Below are 16,608 nucleotides of genomic sequence, written 5' to 3' on the forward strand. Positions count from 1 at the left end.
TAGATTAATTTGTATGAATAACAAATTATACGCTGTAGTACATTTCAAACTCAATTGGGTGAGTTGTCATGTTCAGTCTTTCAACTTCTTGTGCTTTTATTGCAATGTAAGCATCGATAGTATCGTCAGCCATTACATCACCAGCCGTTAAGAAATCACGGTCAGTATCGAGTGCGGATAGTGCTTCTTGTAGTGAAGAGGCAACTTGTGGAATTTCAGCTGCTTCTTCTGCTGGCAGGTCGTATAAATCTTTATCCATGGCATCACCAGGGTGAATGCGGTTTTTAATACCGTCAATACCCGCCATTAACATTGCAGAGAATGCTAAATATGGATTTGCTGCTGGATCTGGGAAACGTACTTCAATACGGGTCGCTTTCGGTGATGGTACGATTGGGATACGGATTGATGCAGAACGGTTTCGCGCTGAATAAGCTAGCATTACGGGTGCTTCAAAACCAGGAACTAAACGTTTGTACGAGTTAGTTGTTGGGTTAGCAAATGCGTTAATTGCTTTTGCGTGTTTGATGATACCACCAATGTAATAAAGTGCAATTTCAGATAGGCCGCCATACAGATCACCAGCAAAAATATTTTCGCCATTTTTCTGTAGTGATTGGTGACAATGCATACCTGAACCGTTATCGCCTACCAGTGGCTTAGGCATAAATGTTGCTGTTTTGCCGTAAGCGTGAGCCACATTATGGATAACATATTTGGTAATTTGAACTTCGTCCGCTTTTTCAACGATTGAGTTGTATAGTGCTGCGATCTCGTTTTGACCTGCAGTTGCAACTTCATGGTGATGAGCTTCAATTGTTAAGCCCATTTCTTCCATTATTAGGCACATTGCGCTACGGATGTCTTGTGCAGAGTCAACCGGTGATACAGGGAAGTAACCACCTTTAACGCTTGGACGGTGACCCATGTTGCCGCCTTCGTACTCTTTATCAGAGTTCCAGCTTGCTTCTTCAGCGTCAATTTTGTACATGCTACCGGACATGTCAGTTTTGTATTTAACATCATCAAATAGGAAAAACTCTGGTTCCGGACCGAAGAATACATCATCAGCGATACCGGTTGAGCGTAAATATGCAAGTGCTCGTTTTGCTACTGAACGAGGGTCACGGCTATAACCTTGCATTGTTGCAGGCTCTAGTACGTCACAACGTATGTTCAGAGTGGTTACTTCTGTGAATGGGTCAAGTACGGCTGTTGCTGGATCGGGCATTAAAATCATGTCTGATTCGTCGATGCTTTTCCAACCTTCAATTGATGAACCATCAAACATTTTGCCATCTTCAAAGAAGCCGGCATTAATCTGATGATGTGGTAGAGAAACGTGCTGCTCTTTACCTTTCGTATCTGTAAAACGTAAATCTACAAATTTAACGTCTTGTTCTTTAATTAGAGCTAATACGCTTTCTGCTGACATAATAAATAACCTCCGGTGTCATCAATATGATGGCTTCATTTAAAGTGGTTGACTGTAAACAATCATGATCTAAATAATGCCATATACGTGCCAACTATTTAAGTTGTTGATTTAAAAGTTTTAATGTACATGTTGTTGGTTGGTGTAGTCCGCCGCTGCACGAATGCTGTGCGTTTACCGCACCTTTTTGGTGCAATGGTAATTACCGCCATTAAACTCATACATTCGGTATTACTGATATCGATATTATGGTTTATTTTCAGTGATTACCAGTAAAATCGTCTTCAAATGCTATTGATAAAATACCGGCGATATTAAGCCTCATCAATGACCACCTGAATAAAGTCTAAATTCATTTTGTCTGTGTACAATGAACTAATTTTTTGCTTATCGTACGATTTTTCAATAAAATAAATTGCAATCATTTTACTCTGAGCCAAAATTTTGCTAGGTAGATCACAGCGAGGCGGTTACAATACCGCCTAATTTTTACCCATATAAAATATACAGAGGCATCACAGTGCTAGATAAACTACGCAACATTGCGATTATCGCTCACGTTGACCATGGTAAAACCACTTTAGTTGACAAGTTATTAGAACAATCAGGTACTTTAAAAACACGTGGTGGTAATGTAGAACGTGTAATGGATTCTAACGATCTTGAGAAAGAACGTGGTATTACAATTCTTGCTAAAAATACAGCAATTCAGTGGAATGAGTACCGCATCAACATCGTAGATACTCCAGGGCATGCCGACTTCGGTGGTGAAGTTGAGCGTATCATGTCTATGGTAGACAGTGTATGTTTGATCGTTGACGCAGTTGATGGCCCTATGCCACAAACACGTTTCGTAACACAAAAAGCATTTGCACACGGTCTTAAGCCAATTGTTGTTATTAACAAAATGGATAAGCCTGGTGCTCGCCCTGATTGGGTTATGGATCAAATCTTTGATTTATTCGACAACTTAGGCGCAACTGATGAACAGTTAGACTTTAAAGTTGTTTACGCTTCTGCACTAAATGGCTGGGCTAATTCTGAGTCAGGAGAACCAACTGAAAACATGGAACCTTTGTTCCAAGCTATTGTTGACCATGTTGCTCCACCTGAAGGCGATCGTGACGGTGATTTCCAAATGCAAATCTCGCAACTTGATCACAACGCATATGTTGGTGTGATCGGTGTTGGCCGTATAACGCGTGGTACTGTTAAAGTAAATCAACAAGTTACTGTTGTTGGTTCTGACGGTAAACAGCGTAAAGGTAAAGTTGGCCAAGTATTAGGTTACTTAGGTCTTGAACGTCATGATGTTGAACTCGCAGAAGCGGGCGATATCATTGCAATAACTGGCTTAGGCGATCTTAAAATTTCTGACACTATCTGTGCACAGAACAATGTTGACGCGCTACCACCATTATCAGTTGATGAACCAACTGTAACAATGACGTTCCAAGTAAACAACTCACCATTCTGTGGTAGAGAAGGTAAATTTGTTACATCACGTAACATTCTTGACCGTTTGAATAAAGAGTTAGTACACAACGTTGCACTTAAAGTAGAAGAAACTGCTGATCCAGATAAATTCAAAGTATCTGGTCGTGGTGAACTTCACCTAGGTATCTTAATTGAAACTATGCGTCGTGAAGGTTTCGAGCTAGCAGTATCTCGTCCTGAAGTTATCGAACGTATGATTGACGGTAAGCTACATGAGCCAATGGAAACATTGACTATTGATTGTGAAGAGCAACATCAAGGTTCTGTAATGGAACAGTTAGGTATCCGTAAAGCGGAACTAACTAACATGATTCCAGATGGTAAAGGTCGTATTCGTTTAGACTTCATGATCCCAAGCCGTGGTTTAATCGGTTTCCAAACTGAATTCCTAACAATGACATCTGGTTCTGGTCTTCTATACCATAGCTTCGATCACTACGGTCCACATAAAGGCGGTACAATTGGTCAACGTCAGAATGGTGTATTAGTTTGTAACCAAACTGGTAAAGCCGTTACTTACTCTCTATTCTTCTTACAAGATCGTGGTCGTCTGTTCTTAGGTCACGCAACAGAAGTATACGAAGGTCAAATTGTTGGTATTCATAACCGTTCTAACGATTTAACTGTTAACTGTATTCGTGGTAAACAACTTACTAACGTACGTTCTTCTGGTACTGATGAAGCACAAACGCTTTCACCAGCAATCGTCTTTACTCTTGAGCAAGCGCTTGAATTTATCGATATTGATGAGTTAGTAGAAGTAACACCAAAAAGCATTCGTATCCGTAAGAAACTTCTTACAGAAAACGAACGTAAACGTGCTAGCCGTCCAGCTAAATAATAATAGTTAACCAGATTATGAATTAATAATCTTGGCGCTATTTCAAAAAAAGGTGATACTTAGGTATCACCTTTTTTTATACCCAAGGAGGGAACCTGTGGTTAAATTTCCAAATCAACAAGCCTTGCTATTACTCGCCAAAACAAAAATCAATATGTGGTCGTTCCTACTCACTTGCTTTGCCTTTCTGCGCTATCTTGGTCACCGCATCAGTGATGATCGACTCACGGTTAATGCCAGCTCTTTGGCCTATACAACACTGCTTTCTCTGGTGCCTTTAATTACGGTGTTGTTTTCTGTTATGTCTGCGTTTCCTATTTTTGAAACTTGGCAACAGAGCGTTGAATCGTTTTTGTATGCCAATCTTGTACCGCATGCGACAGGTACTATTCAAAAGTACTTACATGATTTTGTCGCCAATACCGGCAAGATGACCTCAATCGGTTCGGGGGCATTATTCATCGTGGCCTTGTTACTGATTAACACCATAGATAAACACATTAATCATATTTGGCGTTGTAAAATAGAACGTAGTTTCTTTTTATCTTTCGCCGTATATTGGCTAATTTTAACCTTTGGCCCACTGTTTATTGCCATTAGTTTAGGTGTTTCTTCTTATTTATTATCACTGTCATTTGTCACTGATATGACCGAAGTGACGGGCACGGTGAGCTTCTTAAAACTGGTGCCAGCCTTGTTAGGTACACTGGGTTTGTTTGTTATGTATGTGGTGATCCCACATCGCCGAGTACCGCTGCGTTATGCATTTATAGGCGCGTGCTTTAGTGCCTTTTTGTTTGAAAGTATTAAACGTGCCTTTACTTGGTATTTAGTACAATTTCCGTCTTATGAAGTGATTTATGGTGCATTAGCAACTATACCTATCTTATTGGTTTGGATTTATCTGTGCTGGTTAATTGTGTTGTTAGGGGCTGAAGTCACGGCATCATTAACAGAGTTTAATGACCAGTTAAAACATAAAAAAGCACAGTTGGAATGACAAAAACAGTCACAAGATCAGCAACGAGTACACTTATCTATGGATGACAGTTCTGACTAAGCAAGGTAATTTAAGTCGCCAACTGGCTAATAATTACATTGAATTCACGTTAGGTTCAACTATCAATTTTTGGTGTACTTGCTGTGAGAAAGGAGGTTGATATTGCTATGATTGGACTGTACCCCGCCATTCAGCATTATGCTGAACATTACTTACCTGTAGCTAATCGTCATTGTCTTTATATTGAAGAAGTCGGTAACCCAGACGGTATACCGTTATTATTCCTGCATGATGGTCCCGGTAAAGGGATTATGGCCGATGATAGGCGCTTATTCGACCCAGAGCTATATCGTATAATTTTGTTCGACCAGCGTGGTTGTGGGCGCTCAAAACCGTATGCGTGTATTAAAGATAATACCACCCAACATTTATTGCAGGATATTAGCGCTATCTTAAGGTTGCTCGATATTCAGCGCTGTGTTTTGTTTGGAGAAGGTTGGGGGGCGACGTTAGCGTTACTGTATAATTTGCTCCATTGCGATAAGGTTAAGGGGTTAATATTACACAGTTTATTTTTGGCGCGTAATCAGGACCTCACCTGGCAATTCTCAGCATCCGGTGGTGCAGCGCAGTTATTCCCCGATCATTTTGATCATTTTATTCGACGTGCGAATGGCAATGATTATGCTGCACTACTATCCTCTTATAGTCAGTTATTGGTCAGTGATAATGATATTGAAAAAATGACAGCGGCAAAGGCTTGGGTGGAATGGCAGGCGCAAATTGGTAATCCGCATCCAGAGTTTCGCAGCAAGGTCGACTTGATTGATGCCAATGTGGCCTTAAGCATGTCGACATTACAATGCCATTATTTTTCTCAGAACTGTTTTATTGCTGATAACTATATTTTTAAGTGCTTAGATTCATTAGCGCAAGTGCCGATGATTATGGTGCACGGTCGTTTTGATATCTCGAATCCACTCGGGCCAGCTTATGAATTATGTCAGCGTTTGCCGTTAGCTCAGCTGTTTATCGTGCCTTATGCGGGGCACTTTGACTGTGAGCCTAGAATGATTGATGCGTTACGCAAAGCGACAAAACTCATGGCTGAGATTATCGACTTTGAGTTTGTCAGTGATTAATTTAAGCCGTTTCGGTATTATCAATAACATTAAAATTTCAACATGATTATTGAGGCAAGGCATGATCGCATTGATCCAGCGTGTGCGCACAGCAGATGTAAGCGTTGAAGATGAAGTTATCGGTAACATAGGCCAAGGTTTATTGGTGTTATTAGGCGTTGAAAAAGGCGATACCGAAGCGAAAGCAAAACGTTTGAGTGAGAAGTTATTAGCCTATCGGGTGTTTAGTGATAGCGATGATAAAATGAATTTAAATGTGCAGCAAGTTAACGGTGAGTTGTTGGTAGTTTCGCAATTTACCCTCGCAGCGGATACCAACTCAGGTACCCGTCCGAGCTTTTCAACGGCTGCCGCGCCTGCGGATGCCAACCATTTATATGAATATTTTGTTGGTCAATGTCGGCAGAAACAAATAACGACAGAAACTGGACGCTTTGCTGCAGATATGCAAGTGTCGTTAGTCAATGATGGTCCAGTTACTTTTTGGCTGCAAGTGTAGATCGCAGATCATGAGTGATAAATAGACAAGGAGAGACTATGTTTCACGTGCATGTACCTGAAACGGAACAAGAGTTAGAAGATTATTATCATTTACGCTGGTCGTTGTTAAGAGCGCCACTACAGCGTCCGCGTGGCACCGAGAAAGACATTTATGATGAACACAGTGAACATCGTATGATCTTGGATAATAGCGGCAGGCCAATCGCGTGTGGCCGGATCTATACCGCTGGTGCGGATGAATCACAAATTCACTATATGGCCGTTGATCCCAAACATCGTAAGCAAGGTTTAGGTAGTTTGCTAATCTCGGCATTGGAAGATGAAGCGTATAAAGCGGGTAGCGAACGAATTGTCATGAATGCGCGTGTTGAATCGGTACCGTTTTATGAAAAATGTGGCTTTTCTTTGGTTGGTAGTGGCCAAATCAGTGAGGGTGTTCGTCATCGGCAGATGATTAAAGAAGTGAACGCCATGGATAAGATCTTACGCCATCCAGAATGGTGTGCTGAGCTGCAACAAGAGTGGGCAACTAAGATCCCGATTAGCCAGCACATGGGCATTAATATTCGTCAATATAGCGGCTGGCGATTTGAAACTGCAGCGCCATTAAATGCCAATGTGAACGTCCACGATACCATGTTTGCAGGCAGTATTTATAGTCAGGCGACGCTAACTGGCTGGGGATTAGTCTGGTTAATGTTAAAAGAGCAGGGGTTACTGGGAAATATCGTGTTGTCGAAAGGCAATATTCATTATAAACGACCCGTTAATCAGGCGCCCTTTGCAGTTGCACATAAATACCGAATGAAGGGCAGTTTGCTGGAATTATTCGAGGGACGTAACGCTAAACTTGAAGTTGAAGTTGACGTTTATAGTGGTCCGAAATTGGCCGCTATTTTTAGTGCGACTTTTGTGGTTATGCCGGTAGATGCATAACTCAAGGCTGACATATCCGCGCAGTTGCGCACATAGCCGTGGTTATGCATTGGAATAAATGTCTTTGTCTGCCATCCAACGTTGGGCAATCGCATTGGCATTATCAGGGTGGTGCTGCAGCAAGTGGCGAGCAATATTTTGTACCAATGGGATCAAGTGTTGGTCACGGACTAAGTCCGCCACTTTTAGATCAGCAATCCCGGTTTGCTTACTCCCGAGCATTTCGCCAGGACCACGGATCTCGAGGTCTCGTTGTGCAATTTTGAATCCGTCGGTGGTTTCCCGTAATACCGATAAACGCTTACTGCTGGTATCGGACAGCGGTGCGTGATAAAGCAATACACAGTGACTGGCGACTTTACCACGGCCCACACGACCGCGCAGTTGATGTAACTGTGCCAAACCTAAACGTTCTGGATTTTCGATGATCATCAAACTGGCATTCGGTACATCCACCCCGACTTCAATCACGGTGGTGGCGACCAGTAAATCTAATTTTTTGGTTTTAAACGCGTCCATGACGTATTGTTTTTCAATGGATTTCATGCGGCCGTGCACTAAGCCAATCCGTAAATCGGGTAACTGTTTTTGTAAATCATTGGCAGTATCTTCAGCCGCTTGCGCTTCTAATACGTCCGACTCTTCAATTAGGGTACAGACCCAATAGACTTGACGACCTTCATTTTTAACCGCTAATTCGACGCGTTCAATGATTTTACTGCGTTTGGTATCGGGCATAACGACTGTGGTGATTGGCGTTCGCCCCGGTGGTAGTTCATCAATAACCGAGGTATTTAAGTCCGCATAAGCGGTCATGGCTAAAGTGCGCGGGATCGGAGTCGCGGTCATAAACAACTGGTGCGGGTATAAACCATTGACTGCTCCCTTTTCACGTAGGGCCAGACGTTGCTCTACACCAAAGCGATGTTGCTCATCAATAATCACTAAGGTTAAATTGAAGAATTTCACCGCCGCTTGGAAAATGGCATGGGTACCAACAATCATCTGCGTTTCGCCACTGGCAATCGATGCGAGCTCTGCTTCTCGGGCTTTGCCTTTTTGTTTACCAGATAACCAACCGACTTTGATGCCCAGTTGATTGAACCAGCCTTTGAAATTAAGCGCATGTTGCTCGGCTAATATTTCAGTGGGTGCCATCAATGCCACTTGATAGCCATTACCGATAGCCTGTAGTGCCGCTAGCGCTGCGACAAGGGTTTTTCCTGACCCTACATCACCTTGGATTAATCGCATCATAGGATAGTTTTTCTGGAGGTCCTGCTGGATCTCACCGACCACACGTTGTTGCGCATTGGTTGGCGTAAAAGGCAATTGCGCTAAAAATTTATCGGTAATGGTGTTGCTCGCTGGCAATTTGATGGCCGGATGCTGCTGCATTTTCTTGCGCAATTGCAGCATACTGATATTTTGCGCCAGCAGTTCTTCGATAATCAGGCGTTGTTGCGCTGGGTGCTTACCTTGCTCTAACAGCTCAAGCGATACATCGGGTGTTGGTCGGTGCAATAATTGGATGGCATGATTTAACTCGATTTGCCCAGTATACAGTCCTTTCGGTAGTAATTCTTGTAATGTGGTTTGGCTGAGGTGCTGTAGTGCTTGGTCGGTCAGATTACGCAACGTTAATTGCTTTAAGCCTTCTGTGGAAGGATATATTGGTGTCAGCGTTTCTGCACTCATCGCTGAGCTAGTTGCATGCGCGAGTTTATATTCAGGATGGACAATTTCATAACCAAAGCGACCACGGCGGAATTCGCCAAATGCGGTAATGGTTTTACCGACACTGAAACTGTTTTTTTGTCCGGCATTAAAATGGAAAAATAATAACGTGATGATACCGGTGCCGTCGTTGACTTTACAAGACATGATCTTGCGTTTACCAAAGGTGACATCGCAGCTGACGATCTCGCCTTCGATAGTGCCATGCAGACCGGGTAATAGGTCTTGGATAGGATAGATGGTCGTGCGATCCTGATAGCGACTTGGCAGGTGAAAAAGCAGATCCTGAACCGTCTTTAGGTTCAGCTTCGCTAACTTGTCGGCCATTTTGGCGCCAACACCTTTTAATTCGATAACCGGGATCTTATCTAATCGCATAATTACTCACGAATCTACTGTATATATAAACATATATTATCAGAAGATTCGGATTATACTAGCCTAGTTTGAACTACGTAGTGCATCCCACCACGATTCGTCAGCAACAATTTGGCCTTCTGCATCTAACTCAGGGTAAGCTAAACCTTTACGCTTGCATGCTTTCGCATAGACAGGGTGGCCGCCTTCAAAGTAAATTTTGTGCTGCTCTTCAGCGGATAGTTTGCTTTCGCCTTGGTACATGCCGGCATTGTCACGTTGACGCTGTGCTTCATACAAGATAGTCGCCGTCGCGACTGATACGTTTAACGATTGCACCATGCCAACCATCGGGATGATGATATGTTGATCGGCAAGTGCCAATGCTTCGGCACTGATACCGGTCTTTTCTTGACCCATTAAGATCGCCGTTGGTTTGGTATAGTCAATGTCACGGAAATCTACGGCTGTGTCAGACAGGTTAGTTGCAAGTACTTGCATGCCTTGGGCTTTTAATTCTTTGATTGCTGCAGCAATGTTATCGTGAGAGTGTACTTTCACCCAGTTTTGGCTGCCTGTTGCAGTGCCACCAGATACCTTTGTTGGACGTACCGACCATACCGCGTGAACATTGTTGACACCCACTGCATCACAAGTTCTGACTACGGCGGCAAGGTTATGTGGTTTATGCACAGATTCCATACACACAGTCAGGTCTGGTTGGCGGCGTTGGAGCATTTTAGTAATGCGTTCGAGACGTTCTGGGGTCATGGTCTTACTCTATCAGATTTAATTGGCGAGGTATTATACCCAAATCACGGGCTAATGCGAGTATCAGAATTTAGCTTAGGCGGGTTTGGGACGGTTGAATGAGGCTTGCATAGCGAAGCAGTCTTTCACAACGGCTTCGCTATCATTGAACGAACACTTTGTTATACACGCATTACATTGGCCGTTGCAGGCTTAGTTGTAACTGCGTGATATTTTTAGTACGTCTTGTAATTTACGGATTTTTTTCATCACATCGGCCACATGTTTGCGGTTTTTCGCGGTAATAAGAATATCGACGTTATACACACGGGCATCTTTTTCGTCGGTAACAATGTTATGAATATTGGCGCCAGTCGAGGCTACGGTATTAGTCAGTTTTGCTAATACACCTTGGTGATTAACCACTTGAATACGGATCTCGGTTTTAAACTCTTGACTCGGGTCGATATTTTCATCCCATTCAACAGGGATATAACGATCCGGTTCATTTTGATAACCGTGAATATTACGACAGGTTTCAATATGTATCACCAGACCTTTACCTGGGCTTAAATGGGCAACAATGGCATCACCTGGAATGGGGTGACAGCAATTAGCAAAACTAACCAGCATGCCTTCTGCACCCTTAATCGGCATTTTGCCTTGTTCTTCCGAGCGCGGTGTCAGGTCGGTAAGTTCATCTACTCGGCCTTGTAAACGACGGGCAATGACAATGCTCATCATGTTACCTAAACCGATCTCGATAAGCAGGGCATCTAAGTTTTCGCACTTCGTATCGGCCAGTACTTGGGTTAAATTGTCTGCGGCAATATCATCAATTTTAACCCCGTTGAGGGCATGATTTAAGAGACGGCGACCAAGGATAATCGCATCTTCGGTGCGCATGTTTTTTAATTGTTGACGGACACTAACACGCGCTCTACCGGTGACAATAAAGTTTAACCATGCTGCATTTGGACGCGCACCTGGTGCGGTAATAATTTCGACTGTTTGACCATTTTTCAACGGTTGACTAAGTGCGTGTGGTTGACGGTTTACACGCGCACCTACACAAGTATGACCGACATCGGTATGGATTGAATAAGCCACGTCTACTGGAGTGGCACCGCGTGGTAATTCGATGATTTTACCTTTCGGGGTGAACACATAAATTTCATCGGGGAACAGATCGGTTTTCACACTTTCGATAAATTCAAACGATGAACCAGCGCTTTGCTGTAATTCGAGTAAGCTTTGCATCCACTTCTGTGCACGTAATTGTGCGGTGGTATTAATTTTGTCTGCACCTTGTTTATATGACCAATGGGCAGCAATACCACGGTCAGCCATTAGATCCATATCTTTGGTTCGGATTTGAATTTCCAGCGGTACGCCGTGTGGGCCAACCAAGGAAGTATGCAGAGATTGATAACCATTGGTTTTTGGAATGGCAATATAATCTTTAAAGCGGGTTATTTTTGGCTTGTACAAACTGTGCATTTGGCCAAGCACACGATAACAAGTATCAAGGTCTTCAACGATGATCCTAAACGCATAAATATCGACAACTTCGTGGAACTGAACGCGTTTCTTTTTCATCTTATTGTAGATACTAAAGATCAGCTTTTCGCGGCCATAAGTTGTCGCTGGTACACCGGCTTCGGCTAAACGGCCTTCAATTTCTTGGCGGATGTTAGACATGACTTCTTTACGATTACCACGCGCTGATTTGACCGATTCAGCAAGAATACGGTAACGCATTGGATACATGGCTTTTAATCCAAGTTCTTCTAATTCATTTTTTATATTATGAATACCAAGGCGATTAGCAATCGGGGCAAAAATTTCTAATGTTTCGCTAGCAATACGGCGGCGTTTGTCAGGCCGTAATGCGCCTATGGTGCGCATGTTGTGGGTGCGATCGGCAAGTTTGATTAAGATAACGCGAATGTCTTGCACCATCGCCATGAACATTTTGCGGAAATTTTCTGCTTGTGCTTCTTTGCGATCGCGGAATTTTAGTTTATCCAGCTTAGAGACACCTTCAACCAATTCAGCCACTGTGCTGCCAAATAATGACGCAAGGTCTTCTTGCGTTGTTGGGGTATCTTCAATCACATCATGGAGCAGGGCTGCCATAATAGTTTTATGATCAAGACGCATTTCAGCAAGAATTTCAGCAACGGCAACGGGGTGAATAATATAAGGTTCACCCGTACTTCTTTTTTGAGGTAGGTGCGCTTCCCGTGCGACTAAATAAGCATGCTCAATGAGTTCGACTTGTTCAACCGATAGATAGGTTGATGTCGTTGCTTTTAAATTTGCGAATATATGCAAGTACAGCCTCGTTACTGAAAAGTTGATATAAATGAGATGGTATTATTAGCAAGATAATCAAAAGTGCGAGCAATTGCACCTTTAAATTTACATCTTCGTCATATTTTTGCCAACTCAATCTTGAATTAGCAATTTAGGTATTTGGAATATAAAAAAGTATAAACCTGTTTTTGGCTGGATCATAGGTATTAAAAAAGGTGCAATATGCACCTTTTTTATAAAATCATCAAAAATATGATTCGGTATTAACCACGACCTTCAGCGATTGCTGCTACTGCTGCAATTTGCTGTGCTTCGTGTTCTTGCTGTTCTTGACGATCGCCAGCATCCATCAATTCGTTAGTAATTAGACCTGCTTCAATTTCACGAAGGGCGATTACAGTCGGCTTATCATTCTCTGGTGCTACTAGAGGTTCTTTACCATGAATCTGTAATTGACGAGCGCGACGTGCCGCCATTAATATTAGGTCGAAACGATTACCAACCTGTTGTACAGCATTTTCTACAGTTACGCGTGCCATGCAGGATCTCCCAGTGAATTAAGTCTAAAAAATGACGATAAATTATACTTTATTTTTGCCTAATTAACCAGCAAATCTTTCATTATTACGTTGTTTTTTGCTGCTTGCTTTGCTGAACCGAGTCGTTCGGCACGTACAATCGCGTGCAAATCGTCGAGTGCAGTCGCAAAATCATCGTTAATTATAAGGTAATCATATTCATTATAGTGTGACATTTCAGTTTTTGCTTCGGCCATGCGATTGGCAATGATCTCATCACTGTCTTGACCGCGACTATTCAGGCGACGTTCCAATTCTTCACGGCTCGGTGGCAGGATAAAAATACCACGCGCATCAGCCATTTGTGCTTTGATCTGACGAGCACCTTGCCAATCGATATCGAGGAAAATATCAATACCACGTGCTAATGTGTTTTCAATCATCACGCGTGATGTGCCGTAGTAATTACCGAATACTGCAGCCCATTCAAAAAACTCGTCGTTTTCTATTTTATGTTTGAAATCAGCTGCTTGGATGTAGTGATAGTGAATGCCGTCAACTTCACCAGGGCGCATTGCTCGAGTCGTGTGAGAAACTGACACTTTCATATCGCTGCTTGGGTTTGCATCTAAAAGTGCTTTGATAAGACTTGATTTTCCTGCGCCACTTGGAGCGGATACAATAAATAGAGTGCCTTTACGTGCCATAGTGAGCCTTTGATGAGCGTTAAAAGCGATCCAATATAGCATAAATACAGGGGGGAATTAAACTGCTTTAATGTTTTACTCAGTCACAGCCACCAAAAATAGTGGTAAACTGTGCACTTACTATGTGACTCCAGCAACGACTGAATGGGTGTGTGGTGGTGTTGACCGGTTAGTTACCGATATTTTTAATCGCGTTATCGAGTTGTTCACCCTTGTTTAGCTGTTGCTTACATATAATTATTTATTGTTACCCAATTTTTCCAATGACAATAACCCGTTAACCACGGATTTATTGCCATTGGGATAGCACACTGATTGAGTTAAAAAGAAGTGGCTAAATTAAGCAAATTTCTTTTCTAAGTGCGCAATAATGTCACTTGATTCATACATCCATTGTACTTGACCGTTTTCTTCAATACGCAGACAAGGTACTTTACGTCGACCGCCTTGTTGCTCGAGTTCGTTGCCAAACGTGGCATCGTTTTTCGCATCACGTACGGTGATATCTAAGTTTAAACGCTTCATGCTACGGCGTACTTTTACACAAAATGGGCAAGCCTCAAATTGGTAAAGTGACATGTTATTAATCTCACTATCAACCTTTGCTTGTTCATCCGCAGGACGTTTCATGCTTTTTGGTGAAAAGATGAAATTAAGCGTTAAAATAAGACGGCCTAGTAACCAGCGAACAACTTTCATGAATAAATACCTTGTGAAAATGGGGTGAATTTTTCGGTATGCTAACACATTTATAGCCTATTAGGCGACGTCCAGCGCGACGCTTGCTGTACATCAACGAGGGAGCTAGGCGCAGACCTGATTAGTTATTGTTATTTTTATTTTTATTTTTTATATCAAAGAAAAGCAAAGCAGGGCAGATCGATATAAATGCGATCGCAGTGATTAAGCGCGGCGTTTTCTAAATGCGTAGATCCCGGCGCCATAGAGGGTTTTTAAAAACACTGGCCAAGTGGCTAAATTGGCTTTTGGTTGTTGTTGTTTGGCAATACGTGCGAGTTGGGCTTCGTACCAGGTAATGTCTAACATGGCGATGCGATCAATGGCTTTAACACCTGTGGTTAAATTAGGTAAGCTAATTTTATGATCATCAGATGCCATTAATTTATTCGGTAGCTGGGTGTCTAACGACATAGGACGCGCCAGTCCAATAAAATCTGTCGCATTACTTTGTAGTGCGGAAAGCATGGCTTTACTGGAACGGAACCCACCGGTCACTACTAACGGAGTATCGGTAATCGCACGTACTTTTTCAGCATAGCTGAGGAAGTAAGCTTCACGCGCTAACGTGGATTGTTTCACCTTGTGGCCAGTCATGGTTGGGCTTTCATAAGTCCCACCACTTATCTCTATTTGATCGATGCCTGCAGCTGATAATGCTTCGACTACTTGCATGGATTCTACTTCGGTAAAGCCACCGTGCATGAAATCGGCAGAGTTCAGTTTAATACCAATCGGGAAGGCGTCACCCACTTCGGCACGTATTGCTTGATAGATAGATAATACAAAGCGCATGCGGTTTTCAATTGTGCCGCCCCATTGGTCATCACGTTGGTTGTGGCGTGGTGACAGGAATTGATTAACTAAATAGCCATGGGCTCCGTGAATTTGTACGCCAGTAAACCCGACTTGTTTGGCCAATTTGGCGCTGGTTTGAAACTGACCAATAATGTTTAATATCTCTGATTCCGTCAGCGCGCGTGGGGTATTAAAACCTTTTTCCAAACCATTGGTCAGTGCGATGGCCGAGGGTGCAACAGGCTGTGCATTAATAAAGTTTGGTGTTTGTTTGCCGGGATGATTTAACTGCGCCCACAACTGGGTATCGTTAACACTGCCTTGTTGTGCCCAATTTTTAAATTCAGTTAAATCACTTTGTTCATCTAATACCACTTGTTTTGGCTCACCTAATGCCTTGCGATCAACCATGATATTACCCGTAATCGATAGCCCTAAACCACCTAACGCCCAAGCGTGATAAAGCGTTGCTAACCCAGGTAATGGATTATGGTTAATATCGCTTAGCTGTTCACTCATTGCAGATTTAAATAAACGGTTTTTAATATGAGTGCCATTTTTTAAGGTGAAACCTTGCTGTAATGTAATTGCTGTTGTCATTATTAATCCTGCGGTAAATAAATAATTAGACCGGTCGTCTTAAGTGCGGGCCGAAAAAAGCGATATTACAATGAGACTGATAATATCGCCGTCTGCTTGTTAAGTTAGCTAGTTGGTTTTTAAAATGTCATCAAAAATGAAATCAGTGATCTGCGTAAGATTATCGGTATTACCGGCGATTTTCATTTCGATTAAACTGCCTTCCCACGCTGTCCACATTAATGTCGCCAGCTGCTTTGCGGGTAAGTCAGTGCGGATCAATTGCTGTGCTTGCGCATCACTGATCAATCCAGATAATAATGTGTTCAGCGCGTTCACCGAGCGTTGCATTGCTTGTTGGCATAACGCACTCGAGTCACCAATATCGTTAGCCACACTCGCCACTAAACAACCTTGTTTACCTTGGTGCTCGCTGTATTTTTGACGACCTTTTTCGAACAGCGCGCGCAATTTTTCAATTGGGTTCAAGTTTGCATCATCCAATAGCGGCTGCATTTGTTGCGCTTGCGCGTGCATGTCGGCTTCGATTAGCTCGGCAACAAAGGCTTCTTTGCTCTTAAAATAATTATAAAAGGACCCTTTCGGTACTTTCAGCTCATCTAGGATCTGTTTTATCCCAGTGCCGTGATAACCGTGTTGAGAGATATGCTTGATACCAACTTCAATCAGGGCTTTGCGGGTATGTTCGTTTTGTTTAGGTCTTGGCATTTGGTTATTCTATGACCGATCGTC

General features: G+C 42.7%; 15 protein-coding genes. 6 read left to right on the forward strand and 9 right to left on the reverse strand.

The genetic code is table 11. The features are described 5' to 3' along the window. Positions 1–25: 25 nt before the first annotated feature. On the reverse strand, positions 26–1,435 hold the full coding sequence (gene glnA, locus MORIYA_RS14615; RefSeq protein ID WP_112716272.1) for a glutamate--ammonia ligase: 1,410 nt from the start codon (positions 1,433–1,435) through the stop codon (positions 26–28). A 520-nt stretch (positions 1,436–1,955) separates the two neighbouring features. On the opposite strand from glnA, the gene typA reads away from it, so the two are divergent. The 5 genes from typA to MORIYA_RS14640 all read left to right on the forward strand — a co-directional run bounded on the left by typA (position 1,956) and on the right by MORIYA_RS14640 (position 7,352). Next, complete coding sequence (gene typA, locus MORIYA_RS14620) at positions 1,956–3,773, forward strand: translational GTPase TypA (RefSeq protein ID WP_112716274.1); 1,818 nt, start codon at positions 1,956–1,958, stop codon at positions 3,771–3,773. 97 nt (positions 3,774–3,870) lie between these two features. After that, positions 3,871–4,773: a virulence factor BrkB family protein gene (locus MORIYA_RS14625; RefSeq protein WP_112716276.1), complete on the forward strand. Its 903-nt coding sequence runs from the start codon at positions 3,871–3,873 to the stop codon at positions 4,771–4,773. A 167-nt stretch (positions 4,774–4,940) separates the two neighbouring features. After that, on the forward strand, positions 4,941–5,915 hold the full coding sequence (gene pip / locus MORIYA_RS14630; RefSeq protein ID WP_112716278.1) for a prolyl aminopeptidase: 975 nt from the start codon (positions 4,941–4,943) through the stop codon (positions 5,913–5,915). Positions 5,916–5,976: 61 nt separating this feature from the next. Beyond that, positions 5,977–6,414, forward strand: coding sequence for a D-aminoacyl-tRNA deacylase (gene dtd, locus MORIYA_RS14635; protein WP_112716280.1), 438 nt, complete (start codon positions 5,977–5,979; stop codon positions 6,412–6,414). 38 nt (positions 6,415–6,452) lie between these two features. Continuing rightward, entirely contained in the window at positions 6,453–7,352 is a 900-nt protein-coding gene (locus tag MORIYA_RS14640) for a bifunctional GNAT family N-acetyltransferase/hotdog fold thioesterase (protein WP_112716282.1), read from the forward strand. A 42-nt stretch (positions 7,353–7,394) separates the two neighbouring features. Here MORIYA_RS14640 and recG read toward each other — a convergent pair whose 3' ends face one another. The 5 genes from recG to gmk form a co-directional block, all read right to left on the reverse strand. Further along, complete coding sequence (gene recG / locus MORIYA_RS14645; RefSeq protein WP_112716284.1) at positions 7,395–9,467, reverse strand: ATP-dependent DNA helicase RecG; 2,073 nt, start codon at positions 9,465–9,467, stop codon at positions 7,395–7,397. A 63-nt stretch (positions 9,468–9,530) separates the two neighbouring features. Further along, entirely contained in the window at positions 9,531–10,217 is a 687-nt protein-coding gene (gene trmH / locus MORIYA_RS14650) for a tRNA (guanosine(18)-2'-O)-methyltransferase TrmH (RefSeq protein ID WP_112716286.1), read from the reverse strand. Positions 10,218–10,409: 192 nt separating this feature from the next. Next, a complete protein-coding gene (gene spoT, locus MORIYA_RS14655) occupies positions 10,410–12,533 on the reverse strand; it encodes a bifunctional GTP diphosphokinase/guanosine-3',5'-bis pyrophosphate 3'-pyrophosphohydrolase (RefSeq protein ID WP_112716288.1) in 2,124 nt (707 codons plus the stop codon). Between the two features lie 245 nt (positions 12,534–12,778). After that, on the reverse strand, positions 12,779–13,054 hold the full coding sequence (gene rpoZ, locus MORIYA_RS14660; protein ID WP_006030914.1) for a DNA-directed RNA polymerase subunit omega: 276 nt from the start codon (positions 13,052–13,054) through the stop codon (positions 12,779–12,781). A 59-nt stretch (positions 13,055–13,113) separates the two neighbouring features. Beyond that, positions 13,114–13,740, reverse strand: a complete 627-nt coding sequence (gene gmk / locus MORIYA_RS14665) for a guanylate kinase (protein ID WP_112716290.1) — start codon at positions 13,738–13,740, stop codon at positions 13,114–13,116. 70 nt (positions 13,741–13,810) lie between these two features. On the opposite strand from gmk, the gene MORIYA_RS20855 reads away from it, so the two are divergent. Beyond that, positions 13,811–13,960: a hypothetical protein gene (locus MORIYA_RS20855; RefSeq protein ID WP_162629277.1), complete on the forward strand. Its 150-nt coding sequence runs from the start codon at positions 13,811–13,813 to the stop codon at positions 13,958–13,960. 119 nt (positions 13,961–14,079) lie between these two features. On the opposite strand, the gene MORIYA_RS14670 is transcribed toward MORIYA_RS20855, so the two are convergent. The 3 genes from MORIYA_RS14670 to MORIYA_RS14680 all read right to left on the reverse strand — a co-directional run bounded on the left by MORIYA_RS14670 (position 14,080) and on the right by MORIYA_RS14680 (position 16,584). Next, entirely contained in the window at positions 14,080–14,439 is a 360-nt protein-coding gene (locus MORIYA_RS14670) for a glutaredoxin family protein (RefSeq protein ID WP_112716292.1), read from the reverse strand. 204 nt (positions 14,440–14,643) lie between these two features. Further along, on the reverse strand, positions 14,644–15,876 hold the full coding sequence (locus MORIYA_RS14675) for an NADH:flavin oxidoreductase/NADH oxidase family protein (protein ID WP_112716294.1): 1,233 nt from the start codon (positions 15,874–15,876) through the stop codon (positions 14,644–14,646). A gap of 108 nt (positions 15,877–15,984) precedes the next feature. Beyond that, entirely contained in the window at positions 15,985–16,584 is a 600-nt protein-coding gene (locus tag MORIYA_RS14680; RefSeq protein ID WP_112716296.1) for a TetR/AcrR family transcriptional regulator, read from the reverse strand. Between the last annotated feature and the right edge of the window lie 24 nt (positions 16,585–16,608).

This window comes from Moritella yayanosii, from assembly GCF_900465055.1.
GTDB classification, from domain to species: Bacteria; Pseudomonadota; Gammaproteobacteria; order Enterobacterales; family Moritellaceae; genus Moritella; species Moritella yayanosii.